Source organism: Vibrio jasicida 090810c, assembly GCF_002887615.1.
GTDB classification, from domain to species: Bacteria; Pseudomonadota; Gammaproteobacteria; order Enterobacterales; family Vibrionaceae; genus Vibrio; species Vibrio jasicida.
On the sequence record NZ_CP025793.1, the window covers coordinates 1,227,036 to 1,250,195 of the forward strand.

The following is a 23,160-nucleotide window of genomic DNA, read 5'->3' on the forward strand; positions in this document are numbered from 1 at the left end:
GATGGCTTTAGAGGCGTCATTACTGGACAAACTAATCGACTCAGATCCGAATGTTCGTGAAGAGAAAGACTTTCCAGCAAGTTCTCAGTCCTTACTTAATAACTTATTAAGGGATGTTGAAGCCATGTTGAATAGTCGAATTGGTTGGCGTGAACTTCCTGATGATCTTTTAGAAGTTCGAGACTCCATTTTAAACTACGGTCTGCCAGACTTTTCTTCAATGCCATACAGCAGCCAAGAAGGGCAAAATCAGCTTTGTGAAATTGTCTGCGATGCAATAAAGGAGTTTGAACCGCGTCTAGAGTCTCCTTTGGTGAGTATTTTAGGTGAGAAAAGCGCCACAGATCGAACGCTGAGGTTAAAAATTACCGCAACCTGCCTAATTGGAAGCAATACCCACGAAGTCACATTTAACTCAGAAGTTGAACCGGTGAGCCTTGGTATGAAATTGAGTAGAACAAAATGAGTGAAGAGTTCCTAAAGTACTACAATCGCGAGTTGGCTTACTTACGCCATAAAGGACAGGAGTTCGGTGAGCAGTACCCTAAGATCGCATCTCGTTTGAGAATAAGTGAAGAACAAGTCGAGGATCCTCATGTAGAGCGACTTCTTGAGGGGTGCGCATTTTTAACTGCGAGAATTCGCCAAAGTTTAGACAACAGCTACCCTCAATTCACAGAATCACTGCTGGGGCAACTCTACCCAGATTTTCACGCGCCAATTCCTTCCATGTCGATTGTGAAAATGACGTGCTCGGAATCCACCAATGCCTATTTTGATGTTGTCTCTGGTGAACGTGTTGTCATCGGCGCTCCAAGATTTAAAGAATGTGAATTTAGAACATGCTATGAAACGCGAATGTACCCATTACGCGTAAATGATTGCTCATTTGAAAATGCGCCTGTGAAACCTATGGGGTCTCGATGGGAGCAAGTGGCAAACTCGATGCTTAACGTTCAACTTCATGCCAATGATAGTGAAAGTGCAATTAACCTGATGGGCATCGACACCTTGAGGTTTTACCTCAATGGCCAACCTCAACTTACACAGAAGTTGTATCAAATGTTATTCCAAAATCTTGTTGGATTGTCGGTATCCGTTCAAGGGAAAGAAGTCGCATCGTATACGAAAAGGCATCTGAAATCTGTGGGGTTCTCGGATTCGGATAAAGTTGTGCCCTATGGCAAAAGAAGCTTCTCAGCGTCAAGAATGTTGGTTGAATACTTACACTTCCCAGAAAAATTTATGTTCTTTGATCTGATTGATTTAGAACTCAATAAACTTGATTTAGGCGAATCGATAAGCCTCTGTTTTTTCTTTGACTCCACAGACGACTGGTTACCGAAACAAGTCGACAACGAAAGCCTAATGCTGGGCTGTACTCCAGTCATTAACCTCTTTCAAAGTACCATGGAACCTAAACGTTTACTGCCATCTGAGTACGATTACCATTTGTCGCCTCAATACCAAGAAGCAGAGAGTAATGAAGTTGTTTCGATTACCAATGTGACGTTGAGAAACTGGAATAAGACTTATGAAAATTTGCCTTGCTATTATGCTGGTGAACATACGCACTACATGGGTAATAGTGACATTTATTGGTTAATGAGGCGAGAGGACAAAAACTGGGCTGGTGGATACGACGAACCCGGGCGAGAAACGTATCTGTCTTTTGTGGATAAAAAACATCAACTCTTTAGCCCAGAGAGCCGTGAAAATTGGCTTATGTACGTACAAGCGGAGTGTTGCAATCGGAACCTGCCGCAAAAACTTCCGTTTGGTGGTGGTTTACCAGAAGTATCATTACCTGACGTTAACGATAACTTTGAGTCAGTACGCTGTTTAGTGTCTTTATCTGAAACAGTGAGGCCTGAAATGGATGAAAGTACGCGGTGGCAACTGACCAAGCTACTCACACTGAATCATTTCACACAAGACGATGGACTGGCAGTGCTCAAACAGACCCTGAACCTATATGCTTTTTCTGGTACGGCAGAAACAAAGGCTCTGATTGATGCGCTTGTGAAACTCGAGTTTGAAAAAGTGGCCGGGAGAGTGAGCGAGCAAGGGAAAATGGGGTTTGCCCATGGTGTTAAATTGATTCTTACTGTATCAGACCAAATCCTCCTTAAAGAGCAAATATTCTTTTTAGGCTGTGTGTTATCAGTCTATCTCTCTCAGTACGCTGAAGTGAATATTTTTACTCAACTAGAAGTTAAGTTGAAGTCGACAGGTAAACGCTTTTATCAATGGCCATCGCTTACCGGCGATAAGGTTCTGCTATGAAGACTGAAGACTTTTATCGTCAATTGAAACAGCGTTCGTTGTTTGAAGCGTTACACTTGATTGAACAAGAAGTATTTCGAGTTGAGGCACAGTTAGGTTCCGATGCGCTACCTAGAGACGAAAAGATATCGATTAAGGTCAATCCTGCGTTAGGTTATGAGAATTCTCAGTTGTGTGCTGTGAAAGCGATCAGCCAGAGCAAATTAAGGTTAGAGACAAACTTAATCGGATTAACGGGTGAGCAAGGTGTTTTGCCACAGCATTACAGCGAACTTGCATTGAATCGTCAAAAAGAAGGAGACAACGCAATGGTCGATTTCTATGACATTTTTAATCATCGGTTACTGTCTCTTTACTACCGTAGTTGGCAACTGACTCAACTTACTTCACAGGTTACTGCTCATTCGGTAGGACGACGATCGCCTCTTTGTAGCATGTTAGAGTCGGTGACAGGGCAAACCCAGCATCTTGCTAATCATTTTGCAGGGGTGTTTGCTTCATCGAATCGTAGTAAAAGTGCACTTAAAGGAATGCTCGAAAGCCTCTCAGGATGTGATGTCCGCTTACATGAATTTCAGGGGCAATGGTTGCACCTCACGGGAGAAGACCAAACTCGACTGGTTTCTCAAAGCATGCCGGAAGGTCAATTCGCTCAATTAGGCAGTGGTGCTTCAGTAGGATCTAAAGCTTGGAACATCAATGCGGGCGTGACAATTGAATTCTTCCCAAACACGACGAAACAAGTGAAGCAACTCTTCCCTAATACATCTTGTGTGCATACGATGAAATCTATAACACACGATTTTCTTGGTAAGCATAAGCGAGTTAAATGGAAGTTAACGACTCAACATAAATACCTTCCTCAGGTTTGTATCTCAAAACAAGTCGGTCAATTGGGCATTGGTTCTGTATTGACGAAGCATAAGCGTACAAAAGACCGCAGAATAACAATTACCATTTAAAGGATTCACAATGGCTTTATTATCACTATCAGCGTTGGTTGAGAGGCTATCTCCGCATGCAAGAGAAACGTTAGAGCATGCTGCCGCAATGGCCAGCTCTCGTACTCATCATAGTATTGAAATGACGCACTGGTTAATTAGTATTATCCAACATCCGTCTGGGATATACGCGGACGCCTTTCGTAGCCAAAATATCGATGCTAGCCGAGTGGAGTCACAGTTGCTCGAACAGTTAGAAAAGTATCGAACAGGCTGCGATTCGGTCCCTGGGTTGTCTGAACATACCGTTACCATCATGCAAAATGCAATGATGATTACGACGATTGAATTTAATCAAGAGCAATTGAGTTGTATCCATTTATTAAGAGCTTACTTAACGGATGATACTTTGGTTGCAATGTTGAATCAGCCTAGCTCAGAATTAATGAAAATTGATGTAAACACATTGTTGGATGTTAATGAATCTGAATCAAAGCATCTCGCCTCTAACGAAGGGATTAGTAAGAGCAAAAACGCTGCACTTCACCAATTTACTGTTGACCTTACAGAGCAAGCAAAATTAGGGAAAATCGACCCCGTTGTCGGTCGAGATGACGAAATCCGTTTAATGATCGATATTTTGCTACGCCGCAGACAAAATAATCCAATCTTGACAGGTGAAGCTGGCGTCGGAAAAACTGCCGTTGTCGAAGGATTGGCGCAAAAAATTATCGATGGCGATGTTCCCTCTGCATTAATGAACGTTTCAATAAAATCGTTAGATATGGCACTACTGCAAGCAGGCGCGGGCATGAAAGGTGAATTTGAAAACCGATTAAAGAATGTGATTAAAGAAGTTAATCAATCGGAAACACCTATCATACTTTTCATTGATGAAGCCCATGGTTTGATTGGTGGGGGAGCGCAAGCAGGTCAAGGCGACGCGGCAAATATTTTGAAACCGGCGTTGGCCCGTGGCGAGCTTAGGACAATAGCGGCGACAACATGGGCGGAATATAAAAAGTATTTCGAGAAAGATGCAGCACTAACTCGACGTTTTCAAGTCGTTAAGATCGATGAACCTATGCCAGAAATTGCAATTGCAATGTTGCGAGGGTTGTTGGACGTGATGTCGAAACACCATGACGTGTATATCACAAATAAAGCTTTGGAAGCTGCTGTTCAACTTTCTGCACGATACATAAATGGTCGTCAATTGCCTGACAAGGCAGTTTCTGTTCTTGATACCGCATGCTCTCGTGTTGCTCTAAGCCAATCATCCACGCCAGGAACATTGGATAGTAAACGAAAAGATCTTCAAATAAGAGAGTTGGAACTTGACCAACTGTACAAAGAGTCTCAATTCGGTTCGGCGAATGACCATAAAATTTCTGATATTAAAGAAAAAATTAATGTTCTACATGGTGAGATTCTTGAATTAGAAGAAATTTGGCAAAAAGAAAAACAATGGGTCGATGAAGCAAAACTAATACGGCATAAGATTCAACTTCAGGAAGGTGAAGCTAATGAAGAAGACAAGAATCGCTTAGTAAGTATTGAGAAAGACTTAAGCTCAAACTCTCAGCCACTTGTCTTTTCACACGTTAGCGAAGCCTTAATTGCTGAGGTGATCTCAGATTGGACTGGTATCCCTTTAGGAAAACTGCAAGATGATGACATCAAAGCGGTTCTTACACTAAAAGAGACACTAAGTCATAGAGTGGTAGGGCAAGATCACGCACTCGAAGTCATGTCAGAGGTTATCAAAACTGCGAGCGCGCAACTCACTGATGAATCGAAACCTAATGGCGTTTTTCTGCTTACAGGCCCAAGTGGAGTCGGTAAGACAGAATCTGCGCTGGCGATAGCGGAAAAAGTGTATGGTAGCGAAGATAATGTTACGACAATCAATATGTCTGAGTTTAAAGAAGAACATAAAGTCTCTCTATTGTTAGGTTCACCTCCTGGTTATGTCGGTTATGGTGAGGGTGGGGTTCTCACAGAAGCGGTAAGACGTAGACCTTATAGTGTGATTTTATTGGATGAGATGGAAAAAGCGCACGCGGGTGTGCAAGATATTTTCTATCAGGTTTTCGATAAGGGCATGATCAAAGATGGTGAAGGAAGAGATATCGATTTTAAAAACACCATTATCATTATGACTGCCAATACAGGAACGGAGACGACAATGTCTCTATTTGAAGACCCTGAGTTAGCCCCAGAACCAACAGCTTTAAAAGAGGCGCTACGGGAGGATCTTCTGGGTGATTTTAAACCTGCGTTTTTAGGGCGAGTCAACGTACTTCCATATCTGCCGTTAAATAAAGAAGTATTAAGTAATATTGCTTCTTTAAAATTACAGAAAATATCCGACAGAATTCAAAGAAACTACAATGCCAAATTAACGTTTAGTGATTCATTAATAAATGATATAGTTAATAATAGCAATGAGTCAGGGAGTGGTGCTAGGGTAATACAAACTACGATTGAAAATACGCTGTTACCAAAAATTTCCCATGAGATATTGAGTTCTATTCTTAATGGTAAGACATTTGAGGAAATTAACGTTAATGGAGAAATTAAATCACTTAACGTCTCACTTATTTAACAGCGGTTTCAATGTAAAAATAAATTGAGACTCGCTTCATATTAACTTTATTTTTTGGAAAATAGTGCTTAATTAATTTCAAATTAAACGATATAAAAGAGCGTATTTAAAATAAAGTTTTTGATACATAAGTCATTAATTATCAATAACGATTTGATGATTAAATAACTACGCAATATGTCAATTATTAATGCTATAGGAGATTAGCATGCAGTCTAACACGTATCTTAAATATGCAGATATTAAAGGTGAAGCAACTGCTGAGCAGTACAAGGATCTAATTACACTACTATCTGTAGATTGGAGTGTTGGTCGTGAAATTTCATCATTCACAGGTACCGCAATGGACCGTGAAGCTAGCGCGACTCGCTTGTACGATTTAACTATCACCAAATTGCAAGATCGTTCATCACCAGATCTATTTAAAGAAGCAACGATTGGTAAAGGTAAACCTGCGGTATTCCATATTACTAAGCAGGGTGAAAAAGTAGAAGAAATCATGAAAATCGAACTTACTGATGCAATGATTTCTAATTACTCTGTTTCAATTCAAGATGATCGCCCGATTGAAACAATCACTATTTCATACACTGAAATGATGATGACAGTGACACCTACTGATGATAAGAACAATACATCAGCGCCACTAGTATACGGTTACAGCGGTGTTAAAGGTCAACAAATGTAATTAATTTGCGGGGATCCTTTCCCCGCATTTTTTAAGAAGTGTACAATGAAAAAAGCAACTCAAGACAATAACTTCATTAGAATTTTTACACCATTTGGTGAGGATGCAATAATTCTGAATTCCTTCGAGTATAAAGAGGCTGCTTCAGAGCTTTTTTCATTGCATGCTTACGCTTATTTTAATGGGCAACAAGCTGAGTTAAATCAGATTATAGGCAAAGAAGTGACGATCAGTATGGATAATCATTCATTGGTATCGTTACAACCTAGATATTTTCATGGCGTAGTTTCTAGGGCTAAACTGTCTGGGACTCGAGTTTCGACTGTTGATAGGGGTGAGCAATATAAAAATATAGAGTTGATAATCGAACCAAAGTTATGCTTCTCAAATTATCGGACAAATTGCAGAATATTTCAGTATAGAGATGTGAAAGAGATCGTATCAGAAATTCTTGCTGAGCATGAAATTACTTTCAGTTTTAAGCTTACTAAAGCTTACACCAAATACATATATAAAGTGCAATACGAAGAATCTGATTTGGCCTTTGTAAGGCGAATTTTGGCGGAGGAAGGTATCGCGTTCTGTTTTTTACATTCGGATTCAGATCATGTCATAGAATTTTTTGACGATATCAGTTACTACACCCCTTCGGCAGAATTTATTGTAGAGCACTCAACTGGTAGCGCAGCATCTAGCCATATCTTCTCATGGAATGAAACTCAGTCCCTCACGACAAAAAGCAGTCATTTGTCCGGTTTCAATATGTTGAAGCCAAGCTCTTATCCGAAGCACTCTGCTAACGGGTCAACCAACTTCTTCACCGTTCCAGTCAGTGAGCATTACGAGTATTTGGCGGAGACTGAAACCAATGACCAATTCGCATTAAGGAACATGCATAACATAGAGTCATTGCAACAAAATGTTTATCAATGTATGGGGGAAGCGAGTTGTCGATCATTTTCGGTTGGAACATGTTTTAAGTTCAAAAAACATGAAGATAAAAGCCGAATTGGTAAAGAGTATGTGCTGTCTTCTGTCTCCGTTTCAGCTTCGGTATTCAATCAGACAGGTCAGGGTGGTACCGCCAACCAAGGCGTGAGAGTTGCTTTTTATTGTGTTGACTCAAAAACGATATTGCGTCCATTAGCTAGGTTTGGAAAACCACAAGTTCGAGGCCTTCAAACGGCCATAGTGACAGGAAACAAAGAAGGTGAAATCTACATAGATAAGCATGGGCGAATCAAAGTTCAGTTCCACTGGGATCGTCAAGGAGAACATGACGCAAACAGTTCATGTTGGATACGTGTTGCTCAGACAGTAGCAGGAAATGGTTGGGGGAGTGCTTTTCATCCTAGAGTAGGACAAGAGGTTATTGTTGACTTCGTTAATGGTGATCCAGACCAACCTATCGTCACGGGCTCTTTGTATAACGGTAACCAAGGAACACCGTATAGCTTGCCGGATCAAGCATCCCAAAGTGGTTACAAATCTCGATCAGTGCAGAAAGGTGGCAGCAATTTTAACGAATTGCGTTTTGACGACAAACCTGGTGAAGAGCACGTCTATTTACACGCCGAAAAATTATTTCAAATGTTGGTAGAAGATTGCGCGGAAATTACCGTTGAAAATAACAAAACGGAAACCGTGACCAACAATGTAACGCAGGACATCGGCCAAAACTCGACGCTTAACGTTGGAAAAAATCATAAAACTGACGTTGGTGAGGCCTTGTCGGTTTGCGCTGGGAAGAGTATCGAAATTAAAGTTGGCGGAGCGTCGATACAAATGTCTAGCTCTGGGGACATCAATATTAAAGGAAATAAGATCTCGATCAACGGCTCCACTATCGGTCTGAAAGCTGGCCAAATATCTTTGAACTAGGGAGAAAGCAAATGGGAAAACCCGCTGCTGTCTTAGGAAGTCATCACGTCTGTCCAGCTAAAACCGGAAAAGTACCTCATCAGGGCGGCCCTGTAGCGATAGGTTCTGCAAACGTAAAAATTTCAGGTATTCCAGCTGCGAGGCAAGGCGATAAGCTAGTATGCGTTGGACCTCCTGATAGTGTTTCTTCGGGCTCCTCCAGCGTTAAGATCAATGGAAAACCGGCAGCCAGACTAGGAGACTCTACCGCCCATGGTGGAAAAATTGTCGCTGGCGTCACTACGGTTTTAATTGGGGGATAAATGCCGATCATATTTGACCCTGTTTTTTGTGTTCTAAACGGAAGAGAATTCTCTATTGAACAATATGCTAACAACACACTTAACGTGTCTGATGATGCTATACGTGTAAAGAGTCATGCCAATAATTTGGAAGATAGGGTTCAATCGTTACTCGAGAATTTTAGTCATCACATTCATGGTTTTGACATTCAAGCGCCGGTGTGTGTGTTACTTCCTCGGGTATCATGCAAGTCAGTGCTGAAGCGTATTTCCTCCGTTATTTTGTCGTTGTTTAATCTTGAAGCTAATCCACTTATTCGTTTCTATCCGTATGGTGAAGCGTCGCTCTTAATGGCATTGAGTCAATTGGAAGAGCTTAGTCATCAAAACACAGTTCCATGGATTATTGCGATCAACCTTGCACAGGGTTCAAGCAGCAAGTTTGATGTATATGATTCATTAGTTGTGGCGCGTTGCGTTGCGGTTAAAGAGGGGCTTAACGTTCGGACTCAATCAATAGATCTCGAACTTACGCCATTAAATACGGCGACAGATAATATCGTTCGGCAGTTAGGCAACGCTTCTGAACAAAGCTTTGATGAACTCTTATTGTCTATAGGAATTGAAGAAGAGCCACAATGGCTCAACTCGATTCACTTTTTGTCTTCATGGATTAGTGCGGAGACTCGATACATCTTTTCCGATTCCCGAACAGGCCCTTTAGGGGCGTGTGGTGGTCTTCTAAAAGCACTCTCTCTCTGTCATCGACAACGCGTTAAACATGTCGAGAACTTTCAAGTCTTACAAGTGGATATAGAGACTCAAGGCTATGCCATTGGCACGATTTTCAATTGGTGTAGTGAGTAAAGATTTAAAATGAACGCACAAAGGATTGTTAAGCTCACAACGCTGGACGGCGAAGCCTATTTGTTTTCTTCGCATCAACCCCCATTTGGTAAACAGGAACGATTCACGTCTGTCAGAGCGGCTGAAATCTTTGTCGAACGTTTTTATTACTCTGCGTTTGATGAACTCAGAGAAATTGCGTCTTGGTCTACTGCGACCACGTATTTCTCCGCAGAGATGAAAGAGCTCACTGACGAGGACCTTTATAAGCGTATTGCTGAGAGTTTATTTGAGCAATCGTTGTTCGCCTTTCAGACACCTCAACAAGCGCCTAGTACCTATTACCCCCCAACAGAGATACCTACTGATCTAATTGCCAAGACGAACGATAAAAAAGCAAAGTCGACAGATGACAGTCCTCATAAAAGCGAGAGTAAAAGTAGTGATACTCCCCAAAATGAGAGCAGTAAAAAACATGCAAAAGCAGGTGATCCTGTCTCTTTGGTAACGGGCGAAGAAAACTTAACACTAACTGATGTGCGACTACCTTTCGGCTTAGTGTGGCAGCGGACTTACCGATCTTCGCTTTCTGATAAAAATACAGGACTTGGTTTTGGTTGGCGACATATCTTCCAGTATGAACTGAAGGATGTACTGGATGAGAAAGAACAGATTATTGGCTGGCTCTTTGTAGATGAAATGGGAGACTCCATCTTATTTCCCCCTGTTTCTAAAGGAGGGGTGAGTTACCAAACTTATACCGATTCGACTTGCCAATATCATCCAAATGGTTATCGATTGGTTACGATAAATGGCAGTGTACAAGTCAAGTTTGTTCAAGTAGAGGAGCTCTGGTTAGCTAGTGAGATTCGACTTGGGCTCATGAAAACGGTAAATCTAGAATATTCACGTAATCACCGCATCACCCAAGTAAACGTCAATCGACAAGCAAAACTTGAATTACAATATAACAAGCAAGGATTACTTGTTGAAATACGCCATCCTACAACCCTAGCTACTCTAGCTGAGTATCAATATGACCGTACCTTTTGTTTAACCAGGGCCACGGATGAACATCGGCAAACAGAATCTTATCAATATAGTGATACCTGTTTACTAACTAGACGAACACGTGCAACAGGATTTTCGCATTATTTTGACTGGATAGGTCGAGGCGTGAGTGCTAAGTGCGTAAGTAATTGGGCGGATGATGGTGCGTATCGATATACTTTTGAGTTCCAACCGACTCAATCGACTGTTGTCGATCCGAGAGGTCATGCATGGCGATACAAACACAATGAACAAGGAAAGTTGCTTGAGCGTGAAAGCCCTGAATCAAGACGCTGGGTATATGAATATGATTCGAAAGGGCACTTGGTAAATGAAGTATCACCGGATGGCTGCTACGTCACTTACACCTATAATCAATTTGGGCAACTAAAAAACAAACGGCATTCTTCAGGTGCAACGGAACATTTTGACTATGATGAATTCGGTTGTAGTACGAGACATCAGTTGCCTGACGGTGAAACCATTGAAAACCAATTTAACGCGCTCGGCCAACTGGTTTGGCAACAAAGTAAAGAAGGTAAACAAGAGCGATACCGATACGATAAACATGGCCGCTTAGTTGAAAAGGTTATTGACGCTGGCGCATGTGTTCAATGGTGGTGGGATGATGAGCATCAACTTAGAGCGAAGAAAACCAATAAAAGTCTCTTTCGCTACAGTTATGATGAACATGACCTTGTAAATGGAATCGCTTATCCGGAAGGTCTTGTCTCCGGCTTTGAGCGCAATCAAAATCGTCTACTTACCCGTCTGTATTTTCAGAATTCGAAAGATGAAATTTTACGCGAACATCGATACGAATATGACGACTACGGCCGTGTCAAACTTATCAGTACACCGAGAGGGGAAGTAGAGATCAATTGGAGCAGCCTTGCTCAACCTGTAGAGGTTTTTAAACAAAATAAAAGCGTCATGTCGTTCTCTTATGACGAAGAAAGGAACCTTAAAACTATCGAGCGTTCCGATGGTTGTAAGTACGAATTTGCATATACACCTGATGGACAAATTCAGTCGACGATAAACTTCGACCAAATACATACAAGTTATACCTACGATAAGGCTGAGCGACTAAGCAAGATTAGGCGCCGGACTAACCAAGTTAGCTTTCGTTATGATGACCTTGGGCGAGTCGTCAATATTCGAGCAATTGGAAGCGGAAAGGGAGTAGAAAACCATTTCCAATATAGCTTAGGCGGTAAACTAATCCACGTGCATAATCGCTTCTCGATGTCTTCTTATACCTATAAAGATACAAAATTGGTAAGTGAACAGCAGGGACGCTATTCCTTCCACAACAGATATCTTAATAACGGTTTACTCCAGTCCCAATGTTATAGTGACGGTACTGAAATCTCCTACCAATACGACGAGTACGGTGTGGTGTGTTCCATTTCTATTCAAGGGGGGGCGCACACCACAATACAGTTTAAATACGATGACTTACAGCGAATAACTCGTATTCAGTATGGCACTAAAGGGGAAACAAAAGAGTTTGATGGATTAGGAAGACTAAAGCGTCAAATATGGGAGAGTTTGGAGCGAAAGTATCATTACAACGCACAGCATCTTTTATCTCTTATCGTCGACAGTGAGAAGGGGCCCCAACATTATCAATATGATGACCTCGGCCATTTAGAAAGGGTAAAGACGCAAACCTCTGAGGAGTCATACATCTATGACAGTTTTGGCAACTTTAATGATGAAAGTGCACAGCTAGAATATGACCGCCTTGTTGAATACCATGGCGTCAGGTACGACTACGACGAACTAGGTAACAGAACCAGTAGTCAAGGTAATGGATTAGAGCAGCGCTGTACTTACGATGCTAAAGGGCAGCTAATTTTTGTCGAGAGCGAAGGGCGTTTATGTCAATTCGAATACGACGCACTAGGCCGAAGAATCAAGAAAATCAGTGAAAATGGCACCACTGAATTTATTTGGCAAGGAAGTCATTTAGTCGGCGAGTATTCTCGTTCGGGTTATCGGTGGTATCTATATCAACCAAACAGTTTTGTTCCGCTTGCTCTTATTGAAAACGGTGAGTGTTATTTTTACCAATGTAATCAAATCGGAACCCCAGAACGTTTGGTGGACTCGAAAGGGCAGGTAGTTTGGCAAGCAGCATACGATACCTTTGGATTTGCTCACGTTGCAATCGAGACGGTTAAAAACAACCTTCGCTTACAGGGGCAGTACTTCGATATTGAGACTGGTCTGCACTACAACTTAGCACGCTACTACGACCCTCAAATAGGTCGATTTATCCAACCCGACCCCCTAGGGCTGCTTGGTGGAACCAACCACTATCAATTCGCACCAAACCCTGTCTCGTGGGTTGATCCTCTGGGTTTATGTGCAAAAGAGGATGCGCATACAGTTCTAGCAGGGCATAACGATAATGCACCGGAGAGGATGGTCTACGAAAAAGCAGCGGTTAATATTTCTGGGCCAACGATTGAGGAACTTATCGCAGATCCGACTTTACAGGGTATTAACGCTGTAAATATCGATCCAATATCGATGATGGTCGAAGGGATTGAAGATATGATAAATGCAGGGAACGCATTTATCGATAATCCTTCATTCTCTACTGCAACGAGTATGGCTATCACCGCAATACCAGGCAGATATGCGGAAAAAGTTGTCGATGAACTGCCGCTGAAAAAACTCGATAACGCCATGGTGAAGTCTTTGAGCACCATGAAGCGATTTAAAGTGCCTTGTTTTGAACCTGGGGCAACGATTAAAGGCAAGTTCAAAGGCAAAGAGCGTGAATTGGAAAGTCATTTTGCTCGCCAACTAAGGCATCAAGAAGCGGGTCTTAATGACTTGACCGTGGGGGAATACATCGAAAATCGCAATCGTTACAAAGAAATGAAACGAGCGGGAACGGGTATGGCTCAGGAGGATTTCAGAAAGCAGTTTTCTCGTCAATTGAATAGTTCGCTAGCTGAAAGCTTTAAGTTGAAGATGAGCCCTATGGACGCCAAAAAAGCGGCGAAACAAAGAACATCTGAGATTATGGATAACCTTGCGGCTTTGCATGATCCAGATATGATTGCAGGCGGGGCTGACAAGGTGAATAGGATGGGGAATAAAGGGGTTAACTCCTCAATTGGCTCTCAGTGGCGCACAAAGTCGCGCTTAACTCAGATGGATGAGCAAGCACAACGTGCATTTGAAAACCTAGGACCAGATGCCAAAATGAATGTTTCGCTGGAGCGCTGCCCATTACGTGGAATTAAATAAGATGAATGACGAATATTTTGAAATGTTTATAGAAGAGTTTGGCGAGCCGACCGAACATATTCAGGCAACTGACCAACAAGTTGAAGCATATCGAGGTATACTTCCAGATCAGCTACTTAAATACTGGCAAATGGTCGGTTTCTCTGGCTTTAACGATGGTCTATTCTGGATCACCAATCCCGCAGAATTTGAAGATGTGCTTGAATCTTTTCTTGACGATACAGAGTTCGCACACTTTGACAATTACCATGTGATCGCTCGAAGCGCCTATGGTCAACTCTATTTGTGGGGAGAGCGAACAGGTGCGTCACTCGATATAGCGACACACTTAAATTGGATAATGACAAATCAAGGACACGCAAAAGACATTTCTAAAGGCGATGCTAATATTGCAATTCAAAGCTTTTTCGGTTTTCAAGATAAAGAATATATAGACGTAGAAGTTAGTTCAAAACCTCTCTTTCCGTCTGCGATTAAAAAACATGGTCCAGTGGGTAAAGAAGAAGTGATGGTGTTTACCCCTTACCTATTTATGGGGGGCAAGAAGTCCCCAGATGCTATGACCAAAGAAGATCTACATGTATTTTTACAGGTTATGGCGGATTTAGGGGGAGCCGAAATTATAGATATGGCGTCAATGGTCGGCAATGTCCTTAAAAGTCACAGAGAGTAACCCGTCCTGCATAGCAAAACTCAAGCTCACGCTTTGTGGGCTCTTTTGTTTACCCAGTATCGATCTAGATAGATATCTTTTAAACAATCAGTTTGGCTGAATAGTGATCACACACAAGGCAAGAGTTCTTAGCTTAAACTCAGATATTGAAGAAGAAGTTACGCTTGAAGTTAATGGTGTCGAATTAACCTGTTTTGCCGGGGTGTGCCCCTATGAATTGTATATTGGGCAAGAATATCCCGTTACATTTGAAATGTTGGATTTTGAATTAACAGAGCAGGAAAGTGCAGACGAAACTAGTATGACAAGGGTCGATAGTACCTATGCTTATAAGCTATTAGGTAGACTAAACGGTGGGACCATAGACGCTGGACTAAAGATTTGTGATGATTTTTTAGAGTCTGATTATGCATATTTGGATGGTCAGTTTATTTGTCTCTGTGTCGAGCGGTTGGACGTAGAATTTTTAGATAGGTAAACCGAGTGCTTAGGGCATGTTCTTTGCTCCCAAATAATGATCGGGTTTGTGCAAATAAATTAGGCAAAGGATATAAACGCAAATGAATAATGAAAACTCTACACTAGTTCGCTTTGTTATGAATGTTGTAAATTGAAAAAAGTACCTCATCAATCCTATAGCCTAGATGGACTGAAAAATGGTGAGTGTTTGTGTGTGGTCAATCAAGATGATTCTTGGAAAGTTGTATACAACAGTCAAGGAAGAATTACGTCTGTAACTGAATGTCAAAATGAAGAAGATGCGTATGAGGAACTATATCGCCAAATCTCAGATGCTTATGGTTGGTAGATTTTAAGTGCGCACAATTAGCTCGTTTTTACTTTAACTCCAGCATACGCCACAAACCACATGAAAAGCTTACGAACTCACGATATCCTAGGGGGATAATAAGATAGCGCCATGTAGATGGCAGAAAGTGAATTCGAATGAAGTTTATCCATACCTCAGATTGGCATCTTGGCCGACAGTTTCATAACGTCTCTTTACTTGACGATCAGCAAGCCGTTCTTGACCAGTTAATCCAATACATTGAAAACAACCCTGTTGATGCAGTGGTAGTTGCTGGTGATATTTATGACCGTTCTGTCCCACCAACCATTGCGATTGAGCTACTTAACAAAGTAGTGAAGCGAATCTGTGGTGAGCTAAACACGCCGATGATTTTGATTTCTGGCAACCATGATGGTGCAGAGCGCTTGGGATTTGGCTCTGAGCAGATGAAAAATGCGGGTCTTCACATTATCAGTAACTTCGAAGACATGCTTACCCCTGTTGTTATTGAAACCGAGAGCGCAGGGAAAGTGGCTTTTTATGGCATGCCTTATAACGATCCTGAGCAAGTCCGTTTTGCCTATCAAGAACCCGTTTCGACCCACGATCAAGCGCACAAGTTACTTGCCGAGAAAATCACTGAGCAGTTCCAACCAGAGCAACGCAACGTGTTAGTCAGCCACTGCTTTGTCGATGGTGCCATTGAGTCTGAATCTGAGCGTCCACTTTCGATTGGTGGTTCTGACCGCGTCAGTCACGAGCATTTCCTTAACTTCGATTATGTAGCGTTGGGGCACTTGCATCAGCCGCAGAAAAAAGGCGAAGAGTACATTCGTTATTCTGGCTCACTGATGAAATACAGTTTTGGTGAGCAAAACCAGAAGAAAGGTTTCACGCTGGTGGAAATTGACCAAAACGGGTTTGTCTCGGCAGAGCACATTAACCTTGCTGCACCTCATGAGATGCGAATCGTTGAAGGTGAGCTTGAACAAGTGATAGAGCAGGGCAAAACCGATCCGAAAAACGAAGACTACTTGTTGGTACGTTTGATGGATAAGCACGCAATCTTAAACCCAATGGAAAAGCTACGTACTGTTTACCCGAATGTTTTGCACCTAGAAAAACCGGGCATGTTAATTGGTGTCGAGCAGGAGATGGCGCAAGCGAAGTTGGCGAGAAGTGAGATAGACATGTTCCGAGACTTCTTTTCGGAAGCGCAAGACAGCCAATTATCGCAAGATCAAGATCAAGCGATCAGTGACATCATTAAACAACTTTCCCAGCAGGCTTAGTAAGGACCAAACATGAAACCCATTAAACTGACAATGCAGGCTTTTGGTCCGTTTGCTCAAACAGAAACGATTGAATTCGACAAGCTGGGAACTAACCCTCTGTTTCTTATCAACGGTCCTACTGGTTCGGGTAAAACCTCGATTCTCGATGCGATTTGTTTTGCGCTTTATGGTGAAACAACGGGTAACGAGCGCCAAGGTATTCAAATGCGTTGCGATATGGCAGCGCCAACGTTATTGACCGAAGTGACGCTAGAGTTCTCTTTGCACGGCAAGTCTTATCGAGTGATTCGCTCACCAGAACAAGAAGCACCAAAGGCGCGTGGTGAGGGCATGACGGTGCGTAAGCATACCGCAGCTTTGTATGAGATTACGGACGAAGAAAAGCTCATCACTAGCAAAACAACGCAAGTAAAGACAGAGGTGACCAATATTATTGGCTTGAACGAAACTCAGTTCCGCCAAGTGATGGTGCTACCACAAGGTAAGTTCCGAGAGTTGTTACTTGCGACGTCCAAAGAGCGTGAAGAGATATTTGGTCAGCTATTCCAAACGGATATCTACAAGAAGATTGAATATGCGCTGAAAGATAAAGCGAGTGCCATTAGCAAAGCCAAAGACGAGTTTGACAACCAGATTCGAGGCGCACTGCAGGTAGCTGGTGTTTCTTCAGAAGCGGAGTTGACAGAGCAGCGCGAAGCCTTATCTGTTCAATTTAAATCTGTACAAAAGCAAGAGCAAGAATCTCTGGCGCAATTAAATGCGGTAAAAACGGAACTGCAAAGAGCCGAAGCGCTGAGCAATGAGTTTAAAAAGCGCGAGCAAGCCGAAGTTGCATTGAAGCAACATTTGGAACAGAGCGATGCTGTCTTATCACGTCAATTGCAGTTAGGCAATGCGAAGAAGGCAAGCAAGGTTGAGTTGCCTTATGTCACGTTACAAAATGCCTCAAAGCAAACGCAAGAGCTTGAGCAAAAGGTGGCTAAGCTATCTCAAGATCTTACTGTGGCAAATGACGCGGTAAAATCCAAAGAAGGCGCATTGCAAACCGCGAAAGAACAAGCTGCACAATTGCCAAAACTGACAGAGCAGCAATACCAACTTGAAGGCATGAAAGGAAAGTTGGTTGAAAAGTCAGAGTTAGAGAAAGCCATTAACGCAGGTTTGACGGAAAAGTCGGAGTTTGAGGCAACGCTTAAGAAATATAGCGCTCTGAAAGAGAAGTTAACGCTAGAGGCGCAACAAGGTCAGAAGTCACTAGATCAAGCTCGAGTCGATGTTGCAAGTATTGGCAGTGTAGAGGCTGAGATAAAACAGCAACAACGTTTGATGCAAGACCTACAAAAGCTCACTGGCTTAAACCAAGAGCTGGCGAAATTGGATGCATTGACGCCTAGCAAACAAGCTTCGGTTGACCAAGCAAAAGCGCGATACGTAGAACTTCAACGCTCAGCAGATACACTTGAATTGAGCTGGCACAATGCTCAAGCCGCAGTATTGGCTCAGCGCTTACAAACCGGTGAAATGTGTCCGGTGTGCGGTAGTGTAGAACACCCTCAACCCGCTCAATTTGTTGGTGAAGAGGTCACTAAGGATCAAGTTCAAAACGCTCGAAATATAGAGCGAGAAGGGCAAGTTGCGCTTAACCAATTGAACAATCAATTGGAGCAGCACAATATCGCAATCGGACAATACAAGCAGCAGATTGAGCAACTATCCGTTGAGCTTGGTCAAAACGCATCAATGGATTTAGGCGCGTTGCAAGCGTCCATGCAGCAGCTCGATGAACGTCTACAGCAATTGTCATCGATTAACTTGGTTCAATTGGAACAAAGCGTCAATGAGTTAAACCAGCGTTGTGTTACTGGGGAAGGTAAGATCAATGATCTGCAAAACCAGATGGCAGCGAATGAATCGACGATAAAAGTGAACCAAGAGCAACTGGCTAAACTGTCTGCTTCGTTAGATGCCAAGTACTCATCTCTTGAAGTTCTTGAGCAAGACATTGTTGCGATTCAAAAACAGATTAAGGAGTTAAACACCGCATTCGAGACAGCACAAAACCATTTGCAACAAGCCGTGCTGGCGAAGACCAATATTGAAAGCCAACTGACAACCAATCAACAGTGGTTGAATGAGGCACTCGATCGTTTGAACACAGCTAAAGCTGATTGGAACCAGGCTTTGCAGGCGAGCGCATTCGAGGATGAAGCGCAATTCATAGCATGTAAAGTTGATGAAGCCGAGATGCAGATTTGGCAGCAAGAAATTGATGTGTTCAAACAGACCCAAATCAAGCTAGAACAAACATTGGCAGACTTGAGTTCAACATTGAAAGACTTGGCATTGCCTGATTTAGATGACCTCAACGTTAAGTTAAACAGCATTCAGCAAAGTTATGTTGAAGCGCGTAATCAGCTTGATAGCACGCGCTCTCTGTTTGAACGTCTAGAGAAAGTCCGTAATGACATCGCGACGTTACATGACAAGAACACTAAGTTAGAAGACGAATATAAAGTGTTTGGTACCTTGTATGACGTTGCAAGCGGTAAAACGGGTAGCCGTATCAGCCTGCACCGATTTGTCCTTGGTGTGTTATTAGACGATGTATTGATTCAAGCCTCACAGCGTTTAAGTCTGATGAGTAAAGGTCGTTATATCTTGGCTCGTAAAACTGAAGGCTTTAAAGGTGCTGCAGGACGAGGCTTGGATTTGGTAGTAGAGGACAGCTACACAGGTAAAACGCGCGATGTTGCGACGTTATCAGGTGGTGAATCTTTCATGGCAGCGTTGGCATTAGCGCTCGGTCTATCTGATGTTGTGCAGTCTTACAGTGGCGGTATTCGCTTGGATACGCTGTTTATTGATGAAGGTTTTGGCAGCTTAGATCCGGAATCTTTGGATCTTGCGATTCAAACCTTGGTCGACTTACAACAAACGGGTCGCATGATTGGTGTGATTTCTCATGTATCCGAGCTGAAAGAGCAAATGGCGCAGCGCATTGATGTCGAACCGTCGCGACTTGGTTCTACAGTTTCTGTGAAGTCTCAGATGGCATTTGATTCTTAATCGGTAAAGGTAAACGGTACCGGTAAACATTGATAAACAAAAAGCCCAGCTAGATTACGGTGTAAAATAGCGGGCTTTTGGGTTTTCAGTTTCGAAGCATTTATTGTTCGCAGAAACGACCTTCTTTCGGTGATTGCGTAATCGCATATTCACCATCAAGATTGCGGTAAACAACCGCGTTCCAAACTGAACCGTCATTCAATTCAAACTCTATCGCGTAGTTCACACCACTCACAATTTGTGCATGAACGGACAAGATCTGTTTAAACGAAGAGAGAGTTTCCATTTTATTTAGGACAAAGGCCATTGCCTTTTGAGCGTCTGGGGTAGCATCAAATTCGTTCCACCCACCTGGCATATTTCCTTGTGTATTACATACATCTGCCGAGGTTGTTGGTTGTGCCGCTTCATCTTGAGTTTTTTGCTGACATCCAGCAAGAAGAATCAAGATTGCGCAAGCTGACACGGTTTTTAATTTCATAAAATTAACCTCTGTTTGCAAGCACGCATTATAAAGCTCGGTGTTAAAGCACAATGTCTACGTTGTGCAAACTTTTGATATGCAGAGGGTTAAATCCTGATGAAATCGTTGCGAGCGAGCTCCAAAAAAAGAAGATTGGTTAAGTTTTTGTGGGATTTTGATAGAACGTCACGCTTAATTGCGAGCGCAGCTTTACGGTTCATTTCGCGTCGTGAATTAAGATCACAATTATAAAATCGACATTAAAAACATAACTTTGTAAGTGTATCTGTTTTCTTAGCTCAGCCATATAATCCAAACGAAATTCATTAAGTGCCAATACAAAGTACTGAGTGATTGTTGTGATGAAACAAAATGGATGAGAGGTAACACGATGAAGCAAAAAGCGCTATATCTAGCAGTAGCATTGGGTTTGAGTGGTCTTTCAAACGTAGCATCCGCTAATGAGATGGTGAATCCAGATGGTGGTGTCGTAGTCGGTTATTGGCATAACTGGTGCGATGGGGCTGGTTACAAGGGCGGTAATGCACCGTGTGTGACACTGGATGAAGTTGATCCTATGTACAATGTGGTTAACGTTTCCTTTATGAAGGTGTTCAACACCAGTGAAGGCCGTATCCCAACCTTTAAGCTCGATCCAAATATTGGTCTTTCAGAACAACAATTTATTGATCAAATTGGCGCACTAAACCAACAAGGACGCGCCGTTCTTATTGCGCTTGGTGGTGCAGATGCACACGTTGAGCTGAAAACTGGCGATGAGCAAGCATTCGCACAAGAGATCATCCGTCTGACTGATAAGTTCGGCTTTGATGGTCTGGATATCGACTTAGAGCAATCTGCAGTAACCGCGTCAGACAACCAAACAGTAATCCCAGCTTCACTTCGCCTTGTAAAAGAACACTACCAACAGCAGGGTAAAAACTTCCTAATTACGATGGCGCCTGAGTTTCCATACTTAACAGAAGGTGGCAAATACGTTCCTTATATTACTGGATTAGAAGGGTACTACGATTGGATCAACCCTCAGTTTTATAACCAAGGTGGTGATGGCATTTGGGTTGAAGGTGTGGGTTGGATTGCACAAAACAATGATGCGCTAAAACAAGAATTCATTTACTACATTTCAGACTCTCTATCGAACGGTACACGTGGTTTCCACAAAATTCCGCATGACAAATTGGTGTTTGGTATTCCATCTAACATTGATGCAGCGGCAACGGGCTTTGTACAAGACCCTCAAGATCTTTACGACGCGTTTGACCAACTTAAAGCGCAAGGGCAGGCACTTCGTGGCGTAATGACATGGTCGGTGAACTGGGATATGGGCACAGACAAGAATGGTCAGGCGTACGGTGAAAAGTTCGTGAAGGATTACGGTCCGTTTATCCATGGCCAGACTCCACCACCGCCGAGTGAAGGCGAACCGGTGTTCAGCGGTATCAGTGATATTCGCGTGCATCACGGTAGTTCATTTGATCCGTATGCAGGTGTTGCCGCGTCTGATAAAGAAGATGGAGACCTAACTAACAGCATTACTGTTGAAGGTTCAGTTGATGTGAACACCGTTGGCACATATGTTTTGGTTTACAGTGTAAAAGACAGCGACAACAATGAAACCAAGCAAAGCAGAACCGTTGTTGTTTACAGCCTAGTGCCTGAGTTTGAAGGTGTAACGGATACGACCATACAGCTTGGGGACGCATTTGACCCAATGGCAGGCGTAAAAGCGACGGATGCAGAAGACGGTGATTTGACTGATCAAGTTCGTGTAGAGGGCAGCGTAGATGTTAACGTGCTAGGTGTCTACGACTTGGTTTACCGAGTTACGGATAGTGCAAATCAGACTACGACAGCTCAACGCACTGTGATTGTTTCTGATGGCAGCAGTTACCCTCCGTATGAATCTGGAAAAACGTATGAAGCAGGTGACATTGTCACAGGCTCAGATGGCAACTTGTATCAATGTAAACCGTGGCCATACACGGGCTGGTGTTCAAACCCTTCTTATGCACCTGGTGAAACCGTTTACTGGTCAGACGCATGGGATAAGTTGTAATTAGTTCATTAGTTTAGGTATACCCAAGTCAACTCGCCCTCAGGGAGTGTGTCATTGACCCGATTACTGCGTCAAACAACTTGGAAAGAGCTGGTTATTCCGCTTCGTTGTTTTCCTTGTTTACTTTCGGTAAACAGGGAATCAATGACAAAGCTCTGAATCAGCACTTTGAAGTCACTTGGGTATAGACCTCCTTCACTGGAGGCTTTTTTATGCGCGTAACTTCACATCTTATTGAACCTACACTAGAACTTTAAAGCGTAATCATTAATATCCCGCCTCCGCATTTTCCAGACTTACCTATAGTTGGAATGCGTCGCTCTTTGTCAATTTGGTACGGTCACCTAGGAGGATTTAATGAAAAGGATCAATGTAGTAGGCAGCAGTGCAAGCGGTAAATCGACGTTTTCAAAGCAGCTCGCAATGAAATTAGGTGTCACGTACATAGAAATGGACAGGTTGTTCTGGCTTCCCGATTGGAAAGAACTCGATGATGAGACGTTCTTCGATAAAGTCGTGGACGTAACTCAACAAGGCGCTTGGGTACTCGACGGGAATTACAGCCGAACACAACCATACAAATGGCAAAGAGTCGATACCATCATCTGGCTCGATTATTCACGTTCTATCACCACTTATCGTTCCATAACTCGTGCTATTAAAAGGGCATGGACTCAAGAAGAGTTTTGGGAAGGAACTGGCAATAGAGAAAGCTTTAGAAAAGCGTTTTTGAGTACAGACTCGATTATTTGGTGGTCGGTTAAGAATTACCGAAAGAATCGGAAGCGTTATTTAAAATTGAAAGATGACTTAAAAGGTTCGCCTATCGAGTTCATCCACATCACTTCACCAAAAATGGCACAAGATTTTCTTGGTTCTCAAGATTTTATAAATAGATAAGTAACTTATTTAAGTGACTTTTTGGCAACGGCTCGCAGCTGTGTA

At 42.6% G+C, this 23,160-nt stretch carries 16 protein-coding genes; 15 read left to right on the top strand and 1 reads right to left on the bottom strand.

What is annotated here, in order from left to right:
- Position 1 precedes the first annotated feature (1 nt).
- The 13 genes from tssE (at position 2) to C1S73_RS23065 (ending at position 19,675) form a co-directional block, all read left to right on the top strand.
- Positions 2-466, top strand: coding sequence for a type VI secretion system baseplate subunit TssE (tssE, locus tag C1S73_RS23000; RefSeq protein WP_038867691.1), 465 nt, complete (start codon positions 2-4; stop codon positions 464-466).
- The gene (gene tssF / locus C1S73_RS23005; protein WP_038867690.1) at positions 463-2,286 is read left to right on the top strand and encodes a type VI secretion system baseplate subunit TssF; all 1,824 of its coding nucleotides are present in this window, start codon (positions 463-465) and stop codon (positions 2,284-2,286) included. Before tssE ends, tssF begins: the two co-directional genes overlap by 4 nt.
- Positions 2,283-3,248: a type VI secretion system baseplate subunit TssG gene (gene tssG / locus C1S73_RS23010; RefSeq protein ID WP_038867689.1), complete on the top strand. Its 966-nt coding sequence runs from the start codon at positions 2,283-2,285 to the stop codon at positions 3,246-3,248. The genes tssF and tssG overlap by 4 nt, the downstream gene beginning before the upstream one ends.
- Positions 3,249-3,258: 10 nt before the next feature.
- On the top strand, positions 3,259-5,835 hold the full coding sequence (gene tssH / locus C1S73_RS23015) for a type VI secretion system ATPase TssH (protein ID WP_038867687.1): 2,577 nt from the start codon (positions 3,259-3,261) through the stop codon (positions 5,833-5,835).
- A gap of 208 nt (positions 5,836-6,043) precedes the next feature.
- Positions 6,044-6,523: an Hcp family type VI secretion system effector gene (locus tag C1S73_RS23020; protein WP_038867685.1), complete on the top strand. Its 480-nt coding sequence runs from the start codon at positions 6,044-6,046 to the stop codon at positions 6,521-6,523.
- A gap of 45 nt (positions 6,524-6,568) precedes the next feature.
- Positions 6,569-8,404 (top strand): type VI secretion system tip protein TssI/VgrG, encoded by a 1,836-nt coding sequence (gene tssI / locus C1S73_RS23025; RefSeq protein ID WP_038867683.1) that lies wholly within the window; start codon positions 6,569-6,571, stop codon positions 8,402-8,404.
- Between the two features lie 11 nt (positions 8,405-8,415).
- Positions 8,416-8,706, top strand: coding sequence for a PAAR domain-containing protein (locus C1S73_RS23030; RefSeq protein WP_038867681.1), 291 nt, complete (start codon positions 8,416-8,418; stop codon positions 8,704-8,706).
- Positions 8,707-9,552 carry a hypothetical protein gene (locus tag C1S73_RS23035; protein ID WP_038867679.1) on the top strand — a complete coding sequence of 282 codons (846 nt, stop codon included), beginning with the start codon at positions 8,707-8,709 and terminating at the stop codon, positions 9,550-9,552.
- 9 nt (positions 9,553-9,561) lie between these two features.
- Positions 9,562-13,851 carry a polymorphic toxin type 15 domain-containing protein gene (locus C1S73_RS23040; protein ID WP_050566685.1) on the top strand — a complete coding sequence of 1,430 codons (4,290 nt, stop codon included), beginning with the start codon at positions 9,562-9,564 and terminating at the stop codon, positions 13,849-13,851.
- 1 nt (position 13,852) lies between these two features.
- Positions 13,853-14,524 (top strand): GAD-like domain-containing protein, encoded by a 672-nt coding sequence (locus tag C1S73_RS23045; RefSeq protein ID WP_038867677.1) that lies wholly within the window; start codon positions 13,853-13,855, stop codon positions 14,522-14,524.
- Positions 14,525-14,627: 103 nt separating this feature from the next.
- Positions 14,628-15,002: a hypothetical protein gene (locus C1S73_RS23050; RefSeq protein ID WP_038867675.1), complete on the top strand. Its 375-nt coding sequence runs from the start codon at positions 14,628-14,630 to the stop codon at positions 15,000-15,002.
- Between the two features lie 467 nt (positions 15,003-15,469).
- Positions 15,470-16,606, top strand: a complete 1,137-nt coding sequence (locus C1S73_RS23060) for an exonuclease SbcCD subunit D (RefSeq protein WP_038867673.1) — start codon at positions 15,470-15,472, stop codon at positions 16,604-16,606.
- Positions 16,607-16,618: 12 nt separating this feature from the next.
- Positions 16,619-19,675: an AAA family ATPase gene (locus tag C1S73_RS23065; RefSeq protein WP_038867671.1), complete on the top strand. Its 3,057-nt coding sequence runs from the start codon at positions 16,619-16,621 to the stop codon at positions 19,673-19,675.
- A 100-nt stretch (positions 19,676-19,775) separates the two neighbouring features.
- Here C1S73_RS23065 and C1S73_RS23070 read toward each other — a convergent pair whose 3' ends face one another.
- On the bottom strand, positions 19,776-20,156 hold the full coding sequence (locus tag C1S73_RS23070) for a cystatin domain-containing protein (protein WP_038867668.1): 381 nt from the start codon (positions 20,154-20,156) through the stop codon (positions 19,776-19,778).
- A 373-nt stretch (positions 20,157-20,529) separates the two neighbouring features.
- Here C1S73_RS23070 and C1S73_RS23075 point away from each other — a divergent pair, with 373 nt between their 5' ends.
- Positions 20,530-22,215, top strand: coding sequence for an immunoglobulin-like domain-containing protein (locus C1S73_RS23075; protein ID WP_038867665.1), 1,686 nt, complete (start codon positions 20,530-20,532; stop codon positions 22,213-22,215).
- 357 nt (positions 22,216-22,572) lie between these two features.
- Positions 22,573-23,115: a P-loop NTPase family protein gene (locus C1S73_RS23080; RefSeq protein WP_038867663.1), complete on the top strand. Its 543-nt coding sequence runs from the start codon at positions 22,573-22,575 to the stop codon at positions 23,113-23,115.
- The last annotated feature ends 45 nt before the right edge of the window (positions 23,116-23,160 follow it).